The organism is Candidatus Enterovibrio escicola (assembly GCF_002464935.1).
Lineage (GTDB): Bacteria > Pseudomonadota > Gammaproteobacteria > Enterobacterales > Vibrionaceae > Enterovibrio > Enterovibrio escicola.
Map to the genome: position 1 here is coordinate 1 of NZ_NBYY01000031.1, position 23,463 is coordinate 23,463.

A 23,463-nucleotide genomic window follows, 5' to 3' on the forward strand; every position below is an offset into this window, starting at 1 on the left:
GTCCCAAGCAAAAGCTACCGAGGGTTAATACGATACCTAACCAACTATTTGTCATCCCTGCCGATAGGCTTATCTAAGATAGTTGGATATGGCGGTCATCAAGTCAGGTATTATTATCAATAACATAAAATAAAGTTGAAAACGTATGAGACAGTGGATGCTCAGGTATTTGTTGGCAGGCTGGTTTAGCACATTCTGCCTAAAGGATTTTAACGAGTGAGATATTATTACCTTCAAGCGATAGCGAGCTTTAAGAAGTGGTATGAAGTGATAGTGAGGACAGCAGGAGTGGTGGATGAATGATGAGCTACACTAAACGTATCAGCTATCTAGAGCTTTTCGAAGAGGTAGCAGGTCGTAATCCCTTAAAATGTGTGTTTTGTGGGAGAGAGATAGATTTGATTATCTTCTCCCATCTAAAGCATGGTGTACTCTTCAATTTATTTGCTTCCAATAATAGTTAATTGATATAATTTTTGTTCTTGATATCCCCAATTAAAACCATTTTTCATCCACTTCTCAGATAATCGACACTGCCGTACTCATCTAGATGATGAGGGTTAGACACCTCGGTATGAGTTTCTTAAAGCCAGACAATCGAACAAATAATAACCTATAGTATTAAAAGGATCGCGGATACTGACATTGTTCATGGCAAGCTCAATAATTTATCTTTTACCCTCGCCTAACAAGCCCTGTATACTAGGTCGAAAGGTTCTGTCAATAGATGCCTAACCTTTCCGGTGCAGTATTTCTGAACAGTCCTTGTTTACTGATAAAACGACATTTAACGTCAAGGGACCCACCACAATCAGCCTAACACCTTAACAGGTAGGAGTTTTACACAAAAAAACGTATTGGATACATGAGCCTCCTTACCTCAGAAACTGTTATGGTCGTGCATCCAGTAGTTCAGCGTAATTTCACCACCGTAATCAATAACGTGATCGAAGCGAATTATCCATCAAATTGGAGAAAATAATACAAGAAGGTAATCATCTACCTTCCTTCAACTATATCATAATTTTCGTATCAATTTGTGATATGCCAGTCAAAGACGCTTGTCGTCTACGGTAAAGCTCATAGTATTCACCTTTCAACACTTGGATTTTAGCTCGTTTTCCCTTCAAGGTACTTCTGAGGACAGAATTACCCACATCTTGGCTGAAACATAGCTTGGCTGAAACATAGCAAACTTTTCATTACCTAACAGTTTATTTTCTACAACAAATCGAATGGCACAATCGAGTACTTTCAGATCAGGGTTCATCACTAATCTCATCAAGACTTAAGGAAAAACTGGTCGCAAACGTCGCCATGAAATAATCCGAAGCATAGGTTCTGCGATCTTCCATCGTCTTTTCAATTCGTCTTTTTGCTTGGAAAAATTCGTGATTTCCCGCTGAAAGCTCTTCTAAGCATTTAAGATAAGCACATATTGCATCCGCTTGTTTTACCAGTCTATATTCCTCTTGATCGATCTCATTGGTATCAATGAGTGGGCGGTAGTCCTCTCGAAACGCTTCAGGTAACATAGATACAAGCTTATCTTCAGCTATGCGCTCTATTTTTTTATATTCATCAGCAATGGCTAAATTGAAGTATTTAATGGGAGTAGGTAAATCTCCAGTTAAAACCTCACTACAATCATGAAACATAGCCAACAACGCAACACGCTCAGGAACACAGCAACCTCCAAACTTTTTATTCTCGATCAGAGATAACGCGTGTGCAACAAAAGCAACTTGTAAACTATGCTCGGAGATATTTTCGTTAATGACATTACGCATCAACGGCCAACGGTAAATGAGTTTCATCCTCGCTAGATAAGCAAAAAAGTGACTGACTTGCTGACTCATAACATTCTTGACCTAAATAAGAAAAATATCGAATAATCATTTTAATTGGACTAACGTAGTTCCTCGAGATTTTTGCTTAAAAATCATACTGAGTGAAAGAATAAAACGGAATAATCAACACCGTTATATAAAGCAGGAGCTTGAATGCCCTGCAAATAATTCTACGTAACAGTCATACGTTCCGTTGTACACAGTTTCTTGACCTGTTTCCAAACTTTATCAGAAAACAATTTACACCTTAGTTCCAAGGATGTATATACGAAGAAATCTTCTGGGAAATCTTTTTTTCTTATCTAATTCACAGCAGTTTTTCCGACCGATGAGTCAAAAAAATTAACATTTCTTAGTTGATATCCAGTAAACAAATTGTAAATTTAAAATAGGTGTCTGGTTGCCAGTGAAAGAAGTTTCATACGGAATTCTTCAGCTACAATTTATAAATTACATCCGTAAACTTGACTTGATCAAGTGTACGTGATTACCCCGTCCATAATTCTTTGTGAATTATTATTCCATCGTTTGAAGTGAGTAATTCACATTTGTGCTTGCCCTGAGTTGATCAAGCGTCGCGGTCAGTTCAGTATTTACCATGGTACTCACAACACGTTTAGCCATTTCACTGTCTAGGCTAATATCCATTTTGTCTGGATCTGTAACACTATCCAAAGCCACCAGAAGTACATCACCGTTAAGTAGATTCACCATATCAAATTTACTCGTGTCAACCTCTGGAATGGGAATTGTAAACGCCAGCGCCACCAATTCTCGATCTGTTGATATACGGCTAAGTACACTCGGTTTGCTGAACTGATAACCCAAATCATTAAAACGTGTATGATTTCCTGTATTTAGCTCTTCAACCAATAGACTCGCAAGAGTTTGGACTGCTTGCAACCCTTTTTGGTGCCTCAGTTGTATAGTCACCAAATCTTCAACTTCTTCAAAAGGAAGTATGACTTCAGGACGAACATCTCCTACACGTACAACAACAACGTGCTCTGGTGAAATATCAATTATATTTGAGTTCAAACCCTCTTCACGAACCTCAGGCAACTGTAACGCTTGCACTACACTGGGATTTGCTAAGGTTCCATTAAGTTCTGACAATGAAACGAAATCTGTATGCTGCACCCTACCATTTACAGCATTCGCTACATTTTCCAAGTCATTTAGCATTTCGAAAGATTTTTCTGCCAAGATCTTTGACAGTGAAGAGAAATTCTCAGTGGCTTGCTGCTGCTTTAAAAATCTAACTATCTGATCATGCACACTTTCAAACGATTCGGAATTTGAAACCTTTGTGTCATCTAGCTTTATGATGTGATAACCAGAACTTGATTTCACTATACTTGAAAGGCTACCTTTATTTTTCAAGGCAAATGCGGCTTCTTCGAACGTAGTGTCCATAACACCAGACTCGAACCAATCAAGTTGACCACCCAACCCTGCACTTAAGGTATCATCTGAGTGAATTTCCGCCAATTTAGAAAAGTCCACACCAGCGCGTAGCTCTGTCAGTATTGCTTCTGCTTTTTCTTTTGAAGCATCACCATGGCCTTTAATCATGATATGGCTAACTTTAACTTGCTGAATTGTACCCCCACCATAAGAAGCAAAATTCTCGTCATAGTAGGATCTCGCTTCATTTTCAGTAACATTCAGAATGTCACCCATGCTGTCTACGGAAAGCTCTATGTATGAGATTTTGAACTGCTCAGGGCGGATAAATTGAGAAAAATTTTGCTGATAGTATTCTTGCTTTTGTTTATTAGTGACCTCAGCTTTTTGAGAAAAATCAGCCAATGAAAGAAACAGTGTACGTACTGAACGGGTTTGCCCTTCCAGTTTATGCATTGCTTCAAGTTCACCTGTTAACGTAAATTCACTATTTTGAAGTGCATTCACCAACTGCTCACGCACCAAATATTTCCGCATATATTCTGCAAATTGGTCTGGTGTAAAGCCATTACGGCGGATCCCTGCCAAATACAGATCATTGCTAAACACACCCTTGGTTTGGAATGCTGTCATAGTACGGATCGAGTTTTTTATTTGCTCTTCACTAACACGGAGACCAAGAGAATCAGCTTGTTGATTCAATAGAGTTTGATTTACCATGCGATCAAGAACATTACGGCGGAATTGTGCTAGATAGTTTGCATCGCTTAACAGCGTTGAGAAACGGTTACCGACCTGTGTTTCCATATGTACACGCTCATTTTGGTAGGCATGTTCGAATTGATTTCGGCTAATTTTTTGATCACCAACCTCGACTGCAGGCTTTTCACCAGTAACCAAAAAGTAACTACTAACGCCAGCAAAAACAAAGGAAAATATAACAAGACTTAAGATGCTCTTAACCACAATGCTATTCACGCCATCCCGTAGTCGCTCCATCATAACTCCTACAAATTACTAATTGAACGTCACTTATGAAACTAAGTAACCTCATATCAAAATTCACTGTGAACCTTGGTTAAACCTAGGTATACGCCCATGCCGTAGATCTTACAGCTTTAAATTTAACCATGTTTTTCGTAATTTTACCATCTTTGAAGTTCGGTACTCTAGCAACATAGCAACCGGAATATCGATTTTTACACCTATTACGACCCACACGCGATAAGACGGTCACGAACAGAGAATGTACCGAAACAAATCACTGCTCCTAGACCGTCATCTTTTAAAGAATCAGAAATAAACTCAATCAGCATACCCAATGTGCAACTAGGTAATACCTTAGACAGGTCAATATCCGCTGAAATTTTATCAATTAACTGTAACTTGTTCACTTTTCCGTACCTTAGTACAAAACGAACGACAAATCCCATCTTCGCGATGTACAAGTGTGCGATAGTTACCATTGTTATTTATATAAAAGAACACAACCTTGATCTGTTATGAATTAAGGTCTAGCAGTATTTATTCCAAAATATCCCTCAATCAAAACACTGACAAACCTCTTACAGACTATCTGTATATTACATTACTTAATTTTACTACACGTCTCTGTTTTGTGGTGTTACACGCTCAATTCCATGCGGATTATTTTGCAGTGCAAGGCTTAATACCTCGTCTATCCAACGAACGGGATGGATGTCCAGATGCGCTTTGACATTGTCAAGGATCTCTTCTAAATCACGTTCATTCTCTTTTGGAATCACAACTGTCTTAATGCCTCCACGCTGCGCGGCTAATAGTTTTTCCTTCAAACCACCAATGGGGAGAACCTCACCCCGAAGAGTAATTTCACCAGTCATCGCAACATCAGCTCTCACTGGGTTACCCGTCAGGCTCGATACGAGCGCTGTACACATCGCAATACCGGCACTTGGACCATCTTTAGGCGTTGCACCTTCCGGTACGTGTACGTGAATATCACGTTTCTCATAGAAATCACTGTTGATACCCAGTTTATCAGCACGCGTTCGAACCACCGTCATAGCTGCTTTTATCGATTCTTGCATCACGTCACCCAGTGAACCTGTTTGCGTTAGTTTGCCCTTTCCTAACATCGATTCTGTTTCAATGGTCAGTAAATCACCGCCCACGGACGTCCAAGCAAGACCCGTAACCTGACCCACTCGATTACTCACATCCGCTTTACCGTAATCAAAACGCTGGACACCGAGATAATATCTAAGGTTATCTTGATTAATAGTGATCGATGTGATCTCTGTATTCAGGAGAATTGCCTTCACAGCTTTACGACAAAGCTTGGAAATTTCACGCTCAAGGTTACGTACACCCGCTTCACGCGTGTAATAACGTATAATGCCAACGATAGCTGAGTCTTCAATAGTCACTTCACTCGGCTTCAAACCATTGCGTTTTACTTGTTTATCCATCAAGTGTTGTTTGGCAATGTTCAGTTTTTCATCTTCGGTGTAACCGGAGAGACGAATAACTTCCATACGATCAAGCAGCGGTCCTGGGATGTTCATGGAGTTCGAGGTAGCCACAAACATCACATCCGACAAATCGTAATCCACTTCCATATAATGGTCGTTAAACGCGTTGTTCTGTTCTGGATCAAGTACTTCTAACAATGCAGATGCAGGGTCACCCCGCATATCAAAAGACATTTTGTCGATCTCATCCAACAGGAATAGGGGGTTCTTCACCCCTACCTTTGCCATTTTCTGAATCAGTCTTCCTGGAAGTGAACCAATGTAGGTACGACGGTGACCACGAATTTCTGCTTCGTCACGTACACCACCCAATGCCATGCGGGTATACTTACGTCCTGTAGCCCTAGCTATCGACTGTCCCAATGATGTTTTACCCACACCAGGAGGGCCAACCAAGCAAAGAATTGGTCCTCTTAACTTATTAACGCGATTTTGTACCGCGAGATACTCAAGAATACGTTCTTTAACACGTTCTAGGCCGTAATGGTCTTCATTCAGGACTTTTTCAGCCTTTGCCAAATCTTTCTTTACTTTCGTACGCTTCGACCACGGTACAGTAATCATCCAATCAATATAACTACGCACGACTGTCGCTTCTGCTGACATCGGTGACATCATTTTTAGTTTATGGAGCTCTTGCTCCGTCTTTTCTTTTGCTTCCTTAGGCATCTTAGATTCTTCAATCTTGATTTTCAGGCCTTCGAATTCATCTGGTGCATCATCCAGCTCACCCAACTCTTTCTGGATGGCCTTCATCTGTTCATTAAGATAGTACTCTCGCTGACTCTTTTCCATTTGCTTTTTCACGCGACTACGGATACGTTTCTCTACTTGCAGTAAATCAATCTCTGACTCCATCATGGTCATCAAAAATTCGAGTCGCTTAGAAATATCTATTATCTCAAGCGCTTGTTGTTTATCATGCAATTTAAGTGGCATGTGTGCCGCAATGGTATCCGCAAGGCGATCCGCGTTATCAATGCCATTCAACGACGTTAAAACTTCAGGTGGAATTTTTTTGTTCAGTTTTATGAAGCCTTCAAATTGACTGATCACCGTTCGAACTAGCACTTCTTGCTCACGCTCATCCACTTCTGGCGTTTGCATATACTGTGAATCTGCAATGAAGTAATCGTTTTCACTGAATTTCTTAATTTCCGCGCGATAAAGACCTTCCACTAGCACTTTGAGTGTACCATCTGGTAGTTTTAATAACTGAAGAATGGAAGCAACTGTACCCACCTCATAGAGGTCCTGAATAGAAGGGTCGTTTGTAGCGGCCTCTTTTTGAGCTACCAACAAAATCTGCTTATCATTATCCATCGCAGCTTCTAGGCAACGGATAGACTTATCCCTTCCTACAAACAGTGGAATAACCATATGCGGGTAGACAACCACGTCACGCAGAGGTAAGACCGGAATTCCAATGCGCTCGGAACGTTCCAAGTTCATATTATTTTCTCTTCCGTTGCGGATATTAATGACAAATTCATATTGTTCTCCCTTCCGTTTCGGATATTAATAAGTATATGGGGGTTGAATGACAGGATTCAACGGTATAGGCTTCAGATAATAGAAAAGGGAGCTATTGCCCCCTTTTTTTACATAATTTTCTTGTCACATAAAACGCTTATCCTTACGAAATTTTGGGGTCATTCAGCGCTAGCTGCTTGATTCTCCACCACTGCATAAATCAACATAGGATCAGATTCACCTTTGATCACTGATTCATCAATAACCACTTTAGTAATATCTTTACTTGATGGAAGGTCGTACATCGTATCGAGTAGCACTGCTTCCACGATGGAGCGAAGACCACGTGCTCCAGTATTGCGATCCATAGCTCTCTTTGCAATAGCAGTCAGCGCATCATCAAGAAACTCTAGCTCTACGCCATCGATTTCTAGTAATGCTGCATACTGTTTCGTCAGTGCATTTTTTGGCTCACGAAGAATTTGAACCAGTGCATTTTCATCAAGCTCACTCAATGTAGCTATCACAGGAAGACGACCTATAAACTCTGGTATCAACCCATACTTAACAAGATCTTCGGGTTCTACTTTGCTAAACAGATCGCTCAGTGTCGCTGCCTGATCTTTTGTGCAGATTTCAGCACCGAAACCAATACCACTCCTTTTTGCTACACGCTGATCAACAACTTTATCAAGGCCTGAAAATGCACCGCCACAGATAAATAGAATCTTAGAGGTATCTACCTGTAAGAACTCTTGCTGCGGATGCTTCCGCCCGCCCTGTGGTGGAACAGAAGCAATTGTACCTTCAACTAGTTTTAACAGTGCTTGCTGCACGCCCTCACCTGAAACGTCACGCGTGATGGATGGATTGTCTGATTTACGTGATATTTTGTCGATTTCATCGATATACACAATACCACACTCAGCTTTTGCAACATCATAGTCACACTTTTGAAGCAACTTTTGGATGATATTTTCAACGTCTTCACCCACATACCCAGCTTCGGTCAATGTGGTTGCATCCGCCATCGTGAACGGAACATCGAGAAAACGTGCCAATGTTTCAGCCAACAACGTTTTACCGCTACCGGTTGGACCAATTAGTAAAATGTTACTTTTACCCAGCTCAATGCCTCCAGTATTAATGTCACCATTTCTCAGACGTTTATAATGATTATACACCGCTACAGACAGTACTTTTTTAGCCTTATCCTGACCTATGACATAATCATCAAGGTGCGCACGAATTTCCCTGGGTTTAGGAGGATCGTTACTGCTACGGTTAGGCATGACCTTTTTTATTTCTTCACGAATAATGTCATTACACAAGTCAACACACTCATCGCAGATATACACAGAAGGTCCAGCGATTAACTTACGGACTTCATGCTGGCTTTTGCCGCAGAAAGAGCAGTAGAGCAACTTGCCGCTCCCACTGTCTTTTAGCTTATCTGTCATTCGCTAACCTCATTAGACGTACGCCTCTGTTTACCATAATTTGAGTTTACATCAACTCCATAGAAATTTCCGAAGTGATGCATCCTCAATTCAAAAACAGTCGGTGTTAAAAATCTAACCATCTCAGAATTAAAATAGTCAATCTCGCTTATTAAATATCTCATCAATCAAACCATACTCTACGGCATCTTGTGCGGACATGAAGTTATCGCGATCAGTGTCGCGCTCGATTACCTCAAATGGCTGTCCCGTATGCTTGGATAACAGCCTATTCAATCTATCTTTGATCATCAAAATTTCCTTTGCATGAATTTGGATATCTGATGCCTGACCTTGGAACCCCCCCAAGGGTTGATGTATCATCACTCGTGAATTTGGTAAGCAATAACGTTTATCCTTTGCGCCACCAGCCAACAGGAATGCACCCATTGAACACGCTTGCCCCATACATACCGTGCTGACATCGGGTCTGATATGTTGCATGGTATCATAAATTGACATGCCTGCAGTTACAGATCCTCCTGGTGAGTTAATATAAAGAAATATATCTTTTTCTAGATTTTCCGATTCGAGGAACAAAAGCTGTGCAACCACCAAATTTGCCGTGTAGTCTTCAACTTGGCCTGTCAAAAATATCACACGTTCCTTTAGCAATCTGGAATATATGTCATATGAACGTTCACCACGGGAGGTCTGCTCAACCACCATCGGAACCAACGCGTCCCTGATTGAAGGCATTTCGTTATTTACTTGAAAGCTCATAGTGTTATTTCCCTAAAATAAATAGCCAAAATGAATTACTCTCATACGAACCATTATCATCAGAAAAGTAAATTCTAAGTCAAATGTTCACTCAACAACCCTAAGTAGTTAAGCCTGAACTGAGTTCATTAAATCAAAGAAACTTTGTTTCTTATTAGAAACTTGTGCTTTAACCAGTAATACATCGATCGCTTGCTCTTCAAGAGCAAGGTTACGCATGTTTTCCATCATACGTTGATCTTTCTCATAATAAGCAACTACTTCAGATGGATCTTCATAGGCAGAAGCTATTTCAATGATCAGCTCTTTCACACGGGCTTCCTCTGCGTTCAAATTTTCAGATTTGATAACTTCACCGAGAAGAAGACCAACAACTACTCGGTATTTTGCTTGCTCTTCGACCAATTCATGTGACAATTCAGGTGTGTTCTTCATTTGTTCTCCGAAACGATTAACCACTTGCTCACACAAAATGTTAATTTCTTGATCGATCAGAGTAGAAGGTACATCAATACTGTTGTGCTTTACCAAACCATTGATCACTTGTTCTTTAATCAGAATCTTAATAGCTTGCTTCATTTCACGTTCCATATTTCTACGAACTTCAGTTTTAAGTACTTCAACACCACCCTCTTGAATACCGAAACGTGCAACAAATTCGTCAGTCAATTCTGGCAATTCCTGCATTTCAACTTTGCGCAATTTAACATAGAATTTCGCGGTTTTACCTTTCAAAGGTTCAGCCGGGTAATTTTCTGGTAAATTTACTTCAATTGTGAATTCATCACCCACTTTCTTACCAACAAGCTCATCCTCGAAATTTGGAATCATGCTGTTTTTACCCATAATCAGTACAAAGTTTTCTGCTTTACCCCCTTCGAATGTATCGCCATTGATAGAACCTGTGAAGTCGATAGTTACACGGCTATTTTCTTCCACAACAGAGTCAACATCTACCCATAAGGTTTGCTGTTTACGTAAAGTTTCAATCATATACACAACGTCTTCATCTGTTATCTCAGTGTGTGGTTTAACCACTTCAACTTTATCCAAATCTTTCAGATCTATAACTGGATAAATTTCAAAAGAGGCCTTAAAGACGAGGTCTTTACCATATTCAATTTCTATCGGGGTAAACGTTGGTCTACCGGCTGGTTTGATTTTTTCTTTGATGATAGCTTCCATGAAATGACGTTGCATCAATTCACCCAACACATCGCTATGTACTGCTTTGCGATACATACGTGAAACCATTTTAAAAGGTACTTTACCTTTACGGAAACCATCGAAACGACGATTCCTAGTAATATTACGTAACTCAGTAGTAACGATGTCTTCTATATTTGCTGTTAGAACAGTGATAGTCAGCTGGAGTTTCAATTTTTCTATGGTTTCAACCGTAACTTGCATTGTATTTTTAACCTCAAAACTAACTCAGAATAGCTGAGTGATGTTGTCCGTTTCTTCCAATAGCATCCTTTTATGCTGCAGCTATTTATTTGCCAGAGCACCTGAGAAACGGAATAAAAAGCGCCAAACCTCATGGTATCGACATGCCCCATAAGATAGAGGCTAAATGCTAGGACGAGTAATTGTACCGACACCGTCCTTATGAGTCGAGATAGAGCCTGTGAATCATAGTGTTTCTGTGAGATTGGGGCTATAATTTTGCTGTCAAGGGGATACTATTAGAAGAGCGACAGATGTGAGCACGTCACATATAAGAAATATAGGAAAATAAACAGGAGAAAAAAGGAGCAGGCAGTCAAAAGATTGTCTGATCCCTAAATTTTGTGGCGCGCCCTGCAGGATTCGAACCTGCGACCACATACTTCATCGCACTATAGCTTTCGCTACCACCCTTAGGCTTTGTGCGCTGGACTATCCCTTCACCATAACAATGTTATATATTGTCTTAGGTGGATGCCGTCTAGTCTCTACACCTTCCTAACTGTAAAATCAGGCTTGGCTCGGGATTACCGACCAACGGTAGGGTTTCCCCGAATTTGACATCTTACACCTTAAAAGTTTCCAAATAAGGGCCCAAACTAAAATGTAAATAACATGCTTCTAACTATTAGAAGGTACGTGCTCTATCCAACTGAGCTAAGGGCGCACTCTGCTTACACCAGTACAAGTGTAAGACTAAATTATAAGGCGAAGAAATACGCCGTCAACAAATTTTATTTACAGTTTGTATTGAATGGTAAATATATGGAGATATATCTTGTCTTTGGTTCATATTTCAGCCCTATTAACGAACAAATAATAGTCCCTATAACATCCAAATAAGTATTTATTATTTGCTCACTACAGCAGATCATAACAGGAATACTCACTCAACAAATGCATGCTTCATGGATTCTATGCTCCAATACTTTCTCATTACGTCACCTGTTTGCTCTGGTGTCAACGTGAGGTTGTTGATTGTGAGGTTGTTGCTTAAATCCACCTGAGCTGTGCATAAGAAATAAACTAAATCCCCAATTCTAGATCTGAATCGTTTGAACAAAACTATTGATTGCATAAAAACTTGGATATTGAATAACTTAGACGCTATTTTCGTCGATGTTGACGATTTCTACCAGATTTTCCTCCTTCCATGGAAAAATACCTAATTTCTTCAGGTGTCAAACAAAGAAACAAGATTTCTCGCCTCTCAGTTAGCGAAATCATGACGATAGTGATAGCTTTCCATCAATTTGGGTATCGCGACTTCAAAACCTATTACATCCACTTTGTTTACCGCTACCTCACCAACGAATTTCCTGAATTAGTCAGCTACATGCGAATACTTAAGCTCATGCAAGGTATTCTAGTTTCGCTTTATTCTTACCTCATTCACCGTAAGGCAAAGCTGACAGGGATTGCTTTCGTTGATTCCTCCAAGTTACAGGTTTATCACAACCTCCACATTCTCAGACATCAAGTTTTCAAAGGTATCGCTAAGCGAGGAAAAGGAATTATGAGGTGGTTCTACGGCTTCAAATTACACCTCATTATTAATGACCAAAGTGGCATTATTTCAGTCAAAGTAACGACGGCTAACGTGAATGATAGAAAGCCTGTGTCAGAAATGGCTGACGAGCTGTGGGGGATGTTTATACGGAGATAGAGGTTATATCTCTGATCCATTGGAGCGGAAACTTGCAGACACGGGAGTGACACTAATAACGGGTGAAAAAGAATATGCAATCCACAGTGATGAAACTATTGGACCGCCTGATACTCCGGAAACGATTTACTATTAAAACCATTTTTAATCAACTAAAAGACATATCCCAAAGCGAACATTTTTGGCACCGTAATTGTACCAGTTTTATGGTCAACTTGCTGGCGGGGCTCATCGCGTATTCATTCCAACCAAAAAAGCCGAGTATCAAGAGGACTTGGCTTGATAAGCAAGCACTTATGCAGATCTGAGGTTAAAGCAGGCTTATAACGTACTGATCTCAATATTTTTTACAGTTTTAACTTATCTGCTGGCGAACAGGTATACTGAGTCTTAGAACTTTGTTCATCGCTTTCATATTTGCCAGCGCTTCACTAACTTGAGCATTCTAATTACGAAGACTAAGTTTAGGGCTGAACAACTGTTGATAGCGAAACATTGCTGTTTCTGCTAATGAGCGTTTGTGATAACCCCTGTTCTTTCCCCATCCGCCAGTTTATCCTTTTTTAACGCCTTTACAGTTTCATTTTTAGGATGCCCTTTCTCCCAGTACTCTGCGTTGCTTCGAGGTGGAATAATGGGCGTTATTCTTTTGTTTTTCAGCACATGGTGACATATTTTTGTGTCATAGAGTCGGTTAACATTGAATTGCTATATCTTTCATCGTAATGGATTACGCAATGTAGGTAAAACCTCATTGTCACCCACAAAAATTAGGCTAACTTCTGCAGCAATTTTCTCATGAGTATAGACATCAACCGCGAGATGAAGTTTGCGCAAAATACGTCGCTTTTCCTTACCATGTTTACGTGTTCTCCGTTCGCCTTTGCCGTATATATTTAGGCTTGTGGCATCAATAACGACATAGACGACAGCTCCTCGACTCGGTAAATGATACTTAACTTCTACGGTCTTCGAACTCACGAAGTGGCAGTTTTGATATACCTTTCACCATCAGTACCATTTCAATTTCGGCATCGAAAAATATAAACCCACGGCCACGATAACCATAACGCTTTGGACAATACCATGCCCTAGTCGTAATATCGTCTATCCAAAGAATTGCTGAACCACAATTTACTAATGCTTGATTATATTATTTCCAGCTGCTGATCTTTTACTTAGTCTTTCCCATCATCACCTCCCGCTTAATTCCATGATGATCTGATCGTAGAAATTACGATTAGTTCAGATATTTTGGAAAACAACGACGTTTAACATGGTTACAGGTATGTGTTGTGTTGTAGGTTAAGTTGTTTTTCATGATGTGATTATAACGCTTCATCATACTGCTCGAAAAACACTTATCAAGGATTAACGACCCTAGCAATTTCATGTTTTTTTTGTCAAAATAAAACATCTTTTCAGTCTGTATCACACCAAAGGATCGCCATGGTCGCTCAACTCATTGATGGGAAAATAATTTCTCAAACTGTTCGCCAAGAAGTCACAGCTCGTGTAGAAATAAGAAGGGCCGCTGGCTTAAGAGTACCTGGGCTAGCTGTTGTTATGGTTGGAGACGATGCAGCTTCACAAGTATATGTGGATAGCAAACGCCGTGTGTGCAAAGAAGTTGGATTTATTTCAAAATCCTACGATCTACCTGCTGCTACACGTGAAGAAGAATTAATCGCATTAATTGACAAGTTGAACTCAGACATAGAGATCGACGGGGTTTTAGTACAGTTACCACTCCCTGCACAAATTAATCCGACCTCCGTGTTTGAACACATCGACCCCGAAAAAGACGTAGATGGTTTCCATCCCTACAATGTAGGCCGTTTGTGTCAACGGATACCAAGACTTCGTTCATGTACTCCGAAAGGTATCATTACCTTACTAGAGCGCTACAACATCCCAATTATCGGTATGCATGCAGTAATGGTTGGTGCATCCAATATCGTGGGTCGCCCAATGACTATGGAATTACTGCTAGCAGGCTGCACAACAACAACATGTCATCGCTTTACTACAGATCTGGAGAACCATGTCCGCCAAGCAAGTTTATTGATTGTTGCTATTGGTAAACCTAACTTTATTCAAGGTGATTGGATCAAACCTGGGGCAATTGTCATTGATGTAGGTATCAACCGCCTAGAAAATGGTAAATTAGTAGGTGACGTTGAGCATGATATAGCGATAAAGAAAGCCAGTCACATTACTCCAGTTCCAGGTGGGGTTGGTCCCATGACAGTTGCAACACTAATTGAAAATACGCTACTGGCTTGCGAGCAATTTCACTCGTAACCAAATGATAAAACCCACTATACCTCCACCCCCATTAAATTTCTCAATTTATCGGATATTTTAACAGTATAAAGGAAGGAGTTGTTGAGTAAATTAGGCCTATAACGTACTGCTCCCAAATTTTTTACAGGCTTAATTTGTCTGTTAGCAAACAGGCATACCGAGTCTTATAACTTTATTCATTGCTTTCATATTTGCTAGCCCTTCACCAACTTGAGCATTGTAATAACTAACCTGAGCTGCGCTCAAGAAATGAACTAAATGCTAAAGTCGCGATCTAATCGTTTGAAAAAACCATTAATTGCATAAGGACTTGGATATGAATAACTTAGACGCTGTTTTCGTCGATATCGACGACTCCTACCAGACTTTCCTCCCTGCATGGAAAAAACACCTCATTTTTTCCGGTATGAAACAAAGAAACAAGCCTTCTCACCTCTCCGTTAGCAAAGTGATGACGATAGTGATAGCTTTCTATCAATTGGGGTATTGAGATTTCAAAACCTATTACATCAAATTTGTTTGCCTCTGTCTCACCAACGAATTTCCTGAATTAGTCAGCTACACGCGAATGCTCAAGCTCATGCAAGGTATTTTAATTCCGCTTTGTTCTTACCTCACTTACCGTTAGGTAAGACCGACATGGATTGCTTTCGTTCATTTATCAAAGCTACAGGTTTGTCACAACATACGTATTCTCAGACTTCAGGTTTTTAAAGGTACCGTGATGCGAGGAAAAGGAACGATGGGGTGGTTCTACGGCTTCAAATTACACCTTATTATCAATGCCCAAGGTGGCATTATCTCAGTCAAAGTGACAACGGCTAACGTGGATGATAGAAAGCCTGTATCGGAAATGGTTGACGAGTTTTGGGGCTTTTATATTAGAGATTAAAGGTTATATCTATGGTCCATTGGAGCGGGAAATTGCAGACAAGGGAGTGACACTGATAACGGGTGTAAAAAAACATGAAATCCAAAGTGATAAAACTTTAAAACTGCCTGATAATCCGGAAACAATTTATTATTAAAACCATTCTTGACCAACTAAAAAACATATCCCAAATCAAGCATTCTCAGCACCGTAGTTATATCAGCTTTATGGTCAACTTGCTGGCGGGGCTTATCGCGTATTCATTTCAACCAAAGAAGATAAACATCAAGATAACTAGGTTTAATAAGCAAGCGCTTATGCAGATCTGAGATTAATTAGCCCATAAGGTTCTTATCACATATTGACGCGCCGGAAACTCAAGCTCCATTAACTTCAGTAAGTATTTTTGCCAAAATAATCATAACTGAGATAACGATAAATACTAAAACCCTTTCCAATCTTGGTTTGAAGGAAAGAATGCACCTTTAACCAGTATCACATGTAAATGCGGATTGTAGTTGTCATCACGGCTATGGGTATGGATGAAAACAATGACGTCAATTTCACGAACATCAGTCTTAAAGTGCGCCTGAATCAACTCTGATAAACAAGCTTCCACCAAAACCATAAATCCAGAATACAAACGCTTCTGATTGGAGTGATTATGGAAAGGAACACGAAGGTGTCTAGGCAATGTTCAGACAACTTGCCGATAGCTCACTCCAAGAAACAGGCGTACGCCTATTGTAACCATACTCTCCCGTGCATAACGCTTTCCACATTGTGGACAAGCTTTCCCCTTACAACTAAAATTAACCTTATATTTCCCCTTAACCACAACCCAATTATTGATAAGTGGCAAAGCCATTTTCTGCGCTTCCACACTTCATCATTTTAGTGATTTCTGAATAATAATCAGTGTGATAGCTGGGATAACTGGATACGAATATGGTCTAATTCGTAGTGAAAATACGTTTAAATCAAAACAGCTTCGATTTGATACCTTTGAAATTTATTCATGCCTTTTATTTGTTCAATCGTACTAAGTGTATTACAGATAGGGACATGCCTTAATCCCCACCATATATAGTTTTTAGGAGGAAATTCTTACGGTGAAATAACAGGGAGTGGAATCAAGTTTAACAGTACACTGGTTCCACCCTATTTCAATCAAAGCAAAAACATAGAAGAGCTTATCTCTTGGCTCTATCTGAGGGGGATTTTCACGGGCGATATGCAGCCAGTCTTGGGATCGCTCTTAGGTAAGAAAGCAAAGGGTTGTTAGTAAATAGTGTTTCTCGACTCAAGCAGCAGTGGGAAGCAGCATACTAGCAGTGGTGTAAGCGTGACCTAAGTTAATGGTGGTATGTCTACATTTAGACCTATGGTGTTTACTACAAAGATCGGATGGATGAAAAGCTTTGCCTGCTTGTTGTCATCGGCGTCGATGCGGCCAGCCGCAAGGAAGTGGTAACCGTTATCTATGGGTATAGATAGTCAGAGGTCAGTTGGCTTGAAGTTCTGTTAGAGTTAACGTACCAAGGTATCAGTATCACTCCCGAACGCGCCATTGGTGATGAAGCTTTCGGTTTTTGGAATGTAGTGATAAAGCATTGGTCAACGACTCGTCATCAGCGCTGCTGGGTATACAAACCGGTCAATATATTAAATAAACTCCAAAAATCTGTTCAACCAAGAAGGAAAGAAACGCTTCACGATATCTGGATGGCGTATAGACAACAAGAGGCACAGAAAGCTTTTGGACAATTCGGAATACGATATAATGCTACATATCCCAAAGCAGCGGAGTGCCTGACTAAAGAGAAAGTGGAAACGCTGGCATTTCACGATTTCCCCGCCGAGCACTGGACACATATGCGAACGACAAACCCCATTGAATTAATGTTTGCAACGGTGAAACTAAGAACAAACAAAACCAAGAATTATAAAAGCCGAAAAACGATACTGGCAATGGCCTGCAAACTGACGCAAACCACTGAGGTTAACTGATGTAGCCTGCGAGGCTTTAAATTACTCTCAGATATCATCAAAGGCGTGAAATTCAGAGGTGGGTGCATTCGTGAAACAAACCTCCATCATCAGGATACTGCACTGAAAATTGTATACCAGATTTGACCATAGCTCACATTATGGCCTTCAAGCGATAGCGAAGCCAGCAGGAGACTTGGTGGATGCAATGATGAGTTACACCAAACGTATCAACTATGTAGAACTTTTCTAAGAGGGGTAACAAGTCGTAATCCCTTAAAATATGTGTTTTGTGGGAGATAGATGGAGTTGGTTCGGCTCTCCCACCCAAAGCATGGTGTATTCTTCGAATTATTTGCTTCCGATAGTGGTTAACTTTTACTTGTCTTCAAACGTTTACTAATGCAGGTGTATGTAGGGGATTTAAGCGAGACATTCATCAACATAAAAACCGAATTGAGAAAACCCTCTAATCCACGAAGTGGGAGCTTAAAAAGACCTTTTACCATCAGTGCCGTTTCAATCGAGATATCCGAAAATATAAACCCACGGTTACGATGACCGTGATGCTTTAGACAATACTATGCCTTAATGGCAGCGGCATCTATCTAAACAATGACTGAATCTCGGTTTACTAATGCTTGATTATATCGTTCTCAGTTGCTGATCTTGTGCTTGTCTTTCCCATCACCAGCTCCCACTTAACTCCATGATGATCTGATCGTCGAAATTATAATTAGTTCAGATATTTGGGAAACAATGCCGTAAAGAAGTGGAAACTCCTGCTTTTTTGTTTAATGTAGATTATATTGATTGTTCAATCTTGCCAAAATAAATCTCGTGTATATACCTTATGCAAGGTATCTTCTAACGATTCATCTAAACGATTCGAGACAATCACATCAGCACGGTCTTTAAATACGCTTAGATCTGTCAGCACTTCAGAATTAAAAAACGTGTCTTTTTTAAGTGAAGGTTCATAAACAATAACATCAACACCTTTCTCCTTAATTCGCTTCATCACCCCCAAAATAGACGAAGCTCTAAAATTGTCAGATCCAGATTTCATGATTAGTCGATAGATCCCGACAACTTTAGGATTCCGCTTCAAAATTGCTTTAGCGATAAAATCTTTCCGCGTTCGATTAGCATCAACAATTGCACCGATAAGGTTATTGGGTATTTTTTTATAGTTTGCCCGTAGCTGTTTAGTATCTTTAGGTAAACAGTAACCTCCATAACCAAAAGAAGGATTGTTGTAATGATTACCAATCCTCGGATCTAAACATACGCCCTGTATGATTTCGCGCGTTTCCAAGCTTAGCGCTTCAGCATAGGAATCCAACTCATTGAAATAAGCTACACGCATCGCAAGGTAAGTATTAGAAAACAGTTTCACCGCTTCTGCTTCTGTAGAGTGAATAAAAAGAATAGGTACATCTTTACGTTCAGCCCCTTCAAGTAACAATTCTGCAAATATTTTTGCTTGCTTAGTTTTGGCACCTACGATAATTCGTGAGGGATGAAGATTATCATGCAAAGCTTTACCTTCACGTAGAAATTCAGGCGAAAAAATTACATTATCAGTGTTGAACTGCCGTTTAACCAATTCAGTGAAACCCACAGGAACAGTCGATTTAATCACAATTATTGCCATTGGGTTAATACTTACTACTTTTTTGATTACCATTTTTACGGACGATGTATCAAAGAAATTTTTTTTTGGATCATAATTAGTGGGTGTAGCAATGATAACAATACCTGCCCACTCATAAGCAGCAATACTATCCAAGGTGGCATAAAAGCGCAGATCCTTATGAGCGAGAAAATGCTCGATATCACTGTCAGTAATGGGTGACAGCCCTGCATTCAACATATCGACCTTCTCAGGAAGAATATCCACAGCAACCACATGATTGTGTTGAGCTAGGATCATTGCATTAGAAAGCCCGACGTAGCCAGTACCTACAACCGCTATCTTCATTTGATCACTCCATGTCCATAGTCAAAAACTCACCCATCCGACATAGCTCAACACCACTAAAGTATTTTTGATACATAGGAAGATCTATTTCCTCTTAAATATAGAACATGAAAGGAATTTGAAGGTATATTGATGGATTCGCTATCTATGTCTTCAGTCTTACTACCCAATTGCATTGATATTGAAAAGCAGAAGGGATAAGAACTGAAAGGAACGCCAATACTATCAACTAACACGTTACTGATAGTTGCATCGCGGTTAGGTAGATCGTACCAGAATTTAGGCATATCCTATACATTTATACAAGTGCATAAATTTTGCACTAGTGACGGGATAATACAATTCATTAGGCATTATTTTTATATACCGATGATTTCTATTAGATTTTCCTTTATATTGTGAGACACGTATTACTTCTTCATATCCAATATAATAAACAAGTCTACTTAACCTGAGCTGCGCATAAAAAATGAACTAAATACCCAAGTCGAGATCTGATTGTTTGAAATAAATTATTGACTGCACAAGGACTTGTGCATGCATAACTTAGACGCTGTTTTCATCGAAAATGACAACTTCTGATAGACTTTCCTCCCTGAATGGTAAAAACACCTAATTTCTTCCGGTATCAAACAAAGAAACAAACATTCTCTCCTCTCAATTAGCGAAGTGATGACGATAATGATAGCTTTCCATAAATCGGGGTATCGAGACTTTAAAACTTATTACATCCACTTTATTTGTCGCTCCCTCACCAATAAATTTCCTGAATTAGTTAGTTACACGAGGATGCTCAAACTCATGCTAGGTGTTCTGGTTCTGCTTTACTTTTACCTCACTCACCGTCAGGCAAGGCCGACAGAGATGGCCTTTGTTGATTCGTCTAAGTGACAGGTTTGTCACAACCTACGTATTCTCAAACATCGGGTTCTTAAAGGTACCGCGCAGGGAGGAAAAAGAACGATGGGGTGGTTCTACGGTTTCAAATTATACCTTATTATCAATAACCAAAGTGGCATTATCTCAGTCAAAACGACGACGGCTAACGTGAATGATAGAAAGCCTGTATCGGAAATGGTTGACGAGCTTTAGGAGTGTTTATACGGAGATAAAGGTTATATCTCTGATCCATTCAAGCGGGAACTTGCAGACAAGGGAGTGACACTGATAACGGGTGTGAAAATATCCCAAATCGCGTATTCATTTCAACTAAAGAAACCGAACATCAAGATGACTCGGTTTGATAAGAAAGTGCTTATGCAGATCTGAGGCTAATTAGGACGACATAAATGTTATTTAACCATTTATGCCGCATTTTTCAATTACATAGCTACTACGTTAGCTGCTTGTGGACCTTTCTGCCCTTGCTCGACTTCAAAAGACACTTTTTGTCCTTCCGCTAAAGTTTTAAAACCTTCAGAAGCTATTGCTCGGAAATGCACGAATACGTCAGCACCTCCGTTGTCTTGTGTGATGAATCCAAAACCTTTTTCTTCGTTAAACCACTTTACGATACCCGTTGTCTTAGACATGTTGTGTCCCTAATATATATAAATATGAATAATAAATTTTCGCGATAATGCGAGGCACTGGCGCTTGAATTATTGAATGTGACGATGAAGCTAAGGGAAACACTAAGGATAACGACAGTTACGAAGAAATCTTACGGTTTTACTTTGGCTTGAAGTTCCATTAATAAATCTGAACATACAGAGCAGTTACATACTACTCCCCTTACTAAATTAGTAAAGGGCTAATTTCACTTTTAATAAACCCTATCACCATCTACCTATTTTTCTATAGTGATCTTTAATAGCTACCGTTGACGTTAAATGTAGCTCTTACCAGCACACAAAAATGGTTAAAAACCGTAGTGTAGTCCGTGGTGGACACCCATAACTATCATTGCAAGTCATGTATCGAAACTTCCAGTTTGGATATATATACACGGTTTATCAGGTGAGGATAAAAGAGCAACTGGTTGAAGTTATTATGAAGAATGCGGATATCCGAAATTCCTCTCGAGAACTACACATCTGCATTAATGCGGTTGTCTGGGTTTTAAAAAGCTCACACCAAGTTGTATTACCACATTCACTTTTGATGTACCAAAAGTAGTGCTTATCGTCCAAGTAGATAAGAAATGGTCTTTAAGTGGGTAACATAAATAACCTGAGCTACGCATAAAAAATGAACTAAAGGCCAAAATCGAGATCTGATCATTTAAAAAACTATTGCCTGCATAAGGATTTTGGCATGAATAACTTAGACGATGTTTTCGTCGATATCGATGATTTCTGCCTGACTTTCCTCCCTACATGGTAAAAACACCTCATTTCTTCCGGTTTCAAATAAAGGGGTATGCGGATTTAGTGAGTGAAATTGGACTTCTAAAATCCCTTTCAAATTCTTTGATCAAAGTTGATATGCTCGAACCATAGTTCGTTACTATTTTCAGTTCCACAGCCATATCAAACAAGCTAATGGCATCATCAGGAATTGGATCTCGTTGATATAGTGGACGTTTCACTTTTTGGAATCCTTTAGTAAATAGCATTTTAGCCCTAAGAGCTTCAAAGCTATAACCTCGATCAGTACGGTTCATAACTTGAATGAGGTTGTTGAGACTTTCCGTATAAGCATTCGTTATTGGATGATCAAAGTACGCAAAAACTTCATTGTGCCAGTTCCCCATAGCTTTGATCAGCGGATCGAAATACCGCGTCATTTCAGGTGAAACCTGTCGTAGCCAAGCGGAGTAAGCTTGCTGAGCTTCATCACGCGTCTGACTGTTCCAAATGACAACGAAAGACTCTTTAAATTCGTAAGCTTTTCCCATTCTGGGATAGTTAAGTATCCAGCCAGAATAACGTAAGTATTCCGCATCTGAGAGTTCGTGCTTTCGCTTTAGCAGTACAAATCTATCCTTTAGTAGTCCACGGCGCTGTTGTGGCGTAAGTTGGCTACGTATTGCTTTTCTTGCACGCTCTAACGACTCGTTAGCCATTTTGACTACGTGAAACTTATCTATGACGATAGTGGCATTCGGTATCATGGTTTCTACCGTGTCCTTTATAAGGACACCACATGTCCATTGCGACAAATTCAATACGCTCTCTGTCTTCGCGTTTTGTAAAGTAGCGAAGTAGAGTTGATTTATTACGGTTGTTGAATATATCAATGACTGTTTGATGCTCAATATTGGTTAACACGCATCAAGGTTTCTTGATGATATGAATTTCATCAATTCCTAACCATTTTGGCATTTCAAATTTCAGTTGTTCTTCTTCACGCTCGCAGTAATCTTGAAATATGTTACGGATTGTTTTTTCATCCACACCTATATCATCTGCAATACTTAAAAATGTACGTTTCTGGCTCTCTCGCTCGATGTATTCAATAAGCCGTTTAGTCATCCTACGTTTTTATCTTTGCGCGATACAAGCTCGTAGAACGTCTTATTACAACTTTGGCACTTAAAACGTTTATGATTTAGGTGGATGCCGACACGCTTGCCGTGCATGGGTATATCCATAAGAATTTCGGTTCTTTTCCCAAAACCAACGAGATCAGATGTGTAGCAGTGGATGCAAAATGAAGGCGGGTATTTTAGTTCAGCGTAAACCTGATAATCATACTCAGATTCATGAACCTGACTAACATTGTAGTCAGAACAATTCAAAATATTTGTCATAGTCAAAAAGAAAGGGGCCGAAGCCCCTTGCTGTCACT

Annotated in this window: 18 protein-coding genes and 6 pseudogenes; 6 read left to right on the top strand and 18 right to left on the bottom strand. The window is 39.8% G+C overall.

Annotation, left to right across the window (positions count from 1 at the left end; all coding sequences use genetic code 11):
* Positions 1-1,126: 1,126 nt before the first annotated feature.
* From BTN49_RS14190 to BTN49_RS13360, 9 genes are all read right to left on the bottom strand, one after another.
* The gene (locus BTN49_RS14190; RefSeq protein ID WP_158523728.1) at positions 1,127-1,282 is read right to left on the bottom strand and encodes a hypothetical protein; all 156 of its coding nucleotides are present in this window, start codon (positions 1,280-1,282) and stop codon (positions 1,127-1,129) included.
* Positions 1,260-1,859, bottom strand: coding sequence for a 5'-deoxynucleotidase (yfbR, locus tag BTN49_RS10000; protein ID WP_097357063.1), 600 nt, complete (start codon positions 1,857-1,859; stop codon positions 1,260-1,262). Before yfbR ends, BTN49_RS14190 begins: the two co-directional genes overlap by 23 nt.
* A 507-nt stretch (positions 1,860-2,366) precedes the next feature.
* Complete coding sequence (locus tag BTN49_RS10005) at positions 2,367-4,259, bottom strand: SurA N-terminal domain-containing protein (RefSeq protein ID WP_097357064.1); 1,893 nt, start codon at positions 4,257-4,259, stop codon at positions 2,367-2,369.
* Positions 4,260-4,465: 206 nt separating this feature from the next.
* Positions 4,466-4,651 (bottom strand): HU family DNA-binding protein, encoded by a 186-nt coding sequence (locus tag BTN49_RS10010; RefSeq protein ID WP_146679365.1) that lies wholly within the window; start codon positions 4,649-4,651, stop codon positions 4,466-4,468.
* A 207-nt stretch (positions 4,652-4,858) separates the two neighbouring features.
* Positions 4,859-7,222, bottom strand: coding sequence for an endopeptidase La (gene lon / locus BTN49_RS10015; RefSeq protein ID WP_097357066.1), 2,364 nt, complete (start codon positions 7,220-7,222; stop codon positions 4,859-4,861).
* 200 nt (positions 7,223-7,422) lie between these two features.
* Positions 7,423-8,703 carry an ATP-dependent protease ATP-binding subunit ClpX gene (clpX, locus tag BTN49_RS10020; RefSeq protein WP_097357067.1) on the bottom strand — a complete coding sequence of 427 codons (1,281 nt, stop codon included), beginning with the start codon at positions 8,701-8,703 and terminating at the stop codon, positions 7,423-7,425.
* A 138-nt stretch (positions 8,704-8,841) separates the two neighbouring features.
* Complete coding sequence (clpP, locus tag BTN49_RS10025) at positions 8,842-9,465, bottom strand: ATP-dependent Clp endopeptidase proteolytic subunit ClpP (protein ID WP_097357068.1); 624 nt, start codon at positions 9,463-9,465, stop codon at positions 8,842-8,844.
* 108 nt (positions 9,466-9,573) lie between these two features.
* Positions 9,574-10,875, bottom strand: a complete 1,302-nt coding sequence (gene tig / locus BTN49_RS10030) for a trigger factor (protein ID WP_097357069.1) — start codon at positions 10,873-10,875, stop codon at positions 9,574-9,576.
* A 925-nt stretch (positions 10,876-11,800) separates the two neighbouring features.
* Positions 11,801-11,992, bottom strand: a complete 192-nt coding sequence (locus BTN49_RS13360) for a hypothetical protein (protein ID WP_146679367.1) — start codon at positions 11,990-11,992, stop codon at positions 11,801-11,803.
* A 13-nt stretch (positions 11,993-12,005) separates the two neighbouring features.
* On the opposite strand from BTN49_RS13360, the pseudogene BTN49_RS10035 reads away from it, so the two are divergent.
* Positions 12,006-12,888: pseudogene (locus BTN49_RS10035) on the top strand (IS982 family transposase).
* Between the two features lie 47 nt (positions 12,889-12,935).
* On the opposite strand, the pseudogene BTN49_RS10040 reads toward BTN49_RS10035, so the two are convergent.
* Positions 12,936-13,751 (bottom strand): annotated as a pseudogene (locus BTN49_RS10040) (IS5 family transposase).
* Positions 13,752-14,029: 278 nt separating this feature from the next.
* Here BTN49_RS10040 and folD point away from each other — a divergent pair.
* Both folD and BTN49_RS22565 read left to right on the top strand, forming a co-directional pair.
* On the top strand, positions 14,030-14,884 hold the full coding sequence (gene folD, locus BTN49_RS10045) for a bifunctional methylenetetrahydrofolate dehydrogenase/methenyltetrahydrofolate cyclohydrolase FolD (protein WP_097357070.1): 855 nt from the start codon (positions 14,030-14,032) through the stop codon (positions 14,882-14,884).
* A gap of 319 nt (positions 14,885-15,203) precedes the next feature.
* Positions 15,204-16,087: pseudogene (locus tag BTN49_RS22565) on the top strand (IS982 family transposase).
* Between the two features lie 113 nt (positions 16,088-16,200).
* Here the strand turns inward: BTN49_RS22565 and BTN49_RS10055 are convergent.
* Positions 16,201-16,452: a transposase gene (locus BTN49_RS10055; RefSeq protein ID WP_146679369.1), complete on the bottom strand. Its 252-nt coding sequence runs from the start codon at positions 16,450-16,452 to the stop codon at positions 16,201-16,203.
* A gap of 818 nt (positions 16,453-17,270) precedes the next feature.
* On the opposite strand from BTN49_RS10055, the pseudogene BTN49_RS10060 reads away from it, so the two are divergent.
* Positions 17,271-17,768: pseudogene (locus BTN49_RS10060) on the top strand (transposase); the annotation flags it as partial.
* Between the two features lie 362 nt (positions 17,769-18,130).
* On the opposite strand, the pseudogene BTN49_RS18310 reads toward BTN49_RS10060, so the two are convergent.
* Positions 18,131-18,448 (bottom strand): annotated as a pseudogene (locus tag BTN49_RS18310) (transposase); the annotation flags it as partial.
* A 116-nt stretch (positions 18,449-18,564) separates the two neighbouring features.
* On the bottom strand, positions 18,565-19,731 hold the full coding sequence (locus tag BTN49_RS10070) for a nucleotide sugar dehydrogenase (protein WP_097357074.1): 1,167 nt from the start codon (positions 19,729-19,731) through the stop codon (positions 18,565-18,567).
* A gap of 537 nt (positions 19,732-20,268) precedes the next feature.
* Here BTN49_RS10070 and BTN49_RS22570 point away from each other — a divergent pair.
* A pseudogene (locus BTN49_RS22570) lies at positions 20,269-20,904 on the top strand (IS982 family transposase); the annotation flags it as partial.
* Between the two features lie 149 nt (positions 20,905-21,053).
* On the opposite strand, the gene cspE reads toward BTN49_RS22570, so the two are convergent.
* A complete protein-coding gene (cspE, locus tag BTN49_RS10080) occupies positions 21,054-21,263 on the bottom strand; it encodes a transcription antiterminator/RNA stability regulator CspE (protein WP_097357075.1) in 210 nt (69 codons plus the stop codon).
* A 382-nt stretch (positions 21,264-21,645) separates the two neighbouring features.
* Here cspE and BTN49_RS21225 point away from each other — a divergent pair, with 382 nt between their 5' ends.
* Positions 21,646-21,849, top strand: coding sequence for an IS1-like element transposase (locus BTN49_RS21225; RefSeq protein ID WP_150139685.1), 204 nt, complete (start codon positions 21,646-21,648; stop codon positions 21,847-21,849).
* Positions 21,850-22,078: 229 nt separating this feature from the next.
* Here the strand turns inward: BTN49_RS21225 and BTN49_RS16195 are convergent, their stop codons facing one another.
* The 4 genes from BTN49_RS16195 to BTN49_RS16210 are packed head-to-tail and all read right to left on the bottom strand — an operon-like array spanning position 22,079 to position 23,425.
* The gene (locus BTN49_RS16195; protein WP_199399538.1) at positions 22,079-22,786 is read right to left on the bottom strand and encodes a transposase; all 708 of its coding nucleotides are present in this window, start codon (positions 22,784-22,786) and stop codon (positions 22,079-22,081) included.
* Entirely contained in the window at positions 22,755-22,943 is a 189-nt protein-coding gene (locus BTN49_RS16200) for a transposase (RefSeq protein ID WP_199399539.1), read from the bottom strand. Before BTN49_RS16200 ends, BTN49_RS16195 begins: the two co-directional genes overlap by 32 nt.
* Positions 22,944-22,946: 3 nt before the next feature.
* Positions 22,947-23,147 carry a transposase family protein gene (locus BTN49_RS16205; protein WP_199399540.1) on the bottom strand — a complete coding sequence of 67 codons (201 nt, stop codon included), beginning with the start codon at positions 23,145-23,147 and terminating at the stop codon, positions 22,947-22,949.
* On the bottom strand, positions 23,144-23,425 hold the full coding sequence (locus BTN49_RS16210) for a transposase family protein (RefSeq protein ID WP_199399541.1): 282 nt from the start codon (positions 23,423-23,425) through the stop codon (positions 23,144-23,146). The genes BTN49_RS16205 and BTN49_RS16210 overlap by 4 nt, the downstream gene beginning before the upstream one ends.
* Between the last annotated feature and the right edge of the window lie 38 nt (positions 23,426-23,463).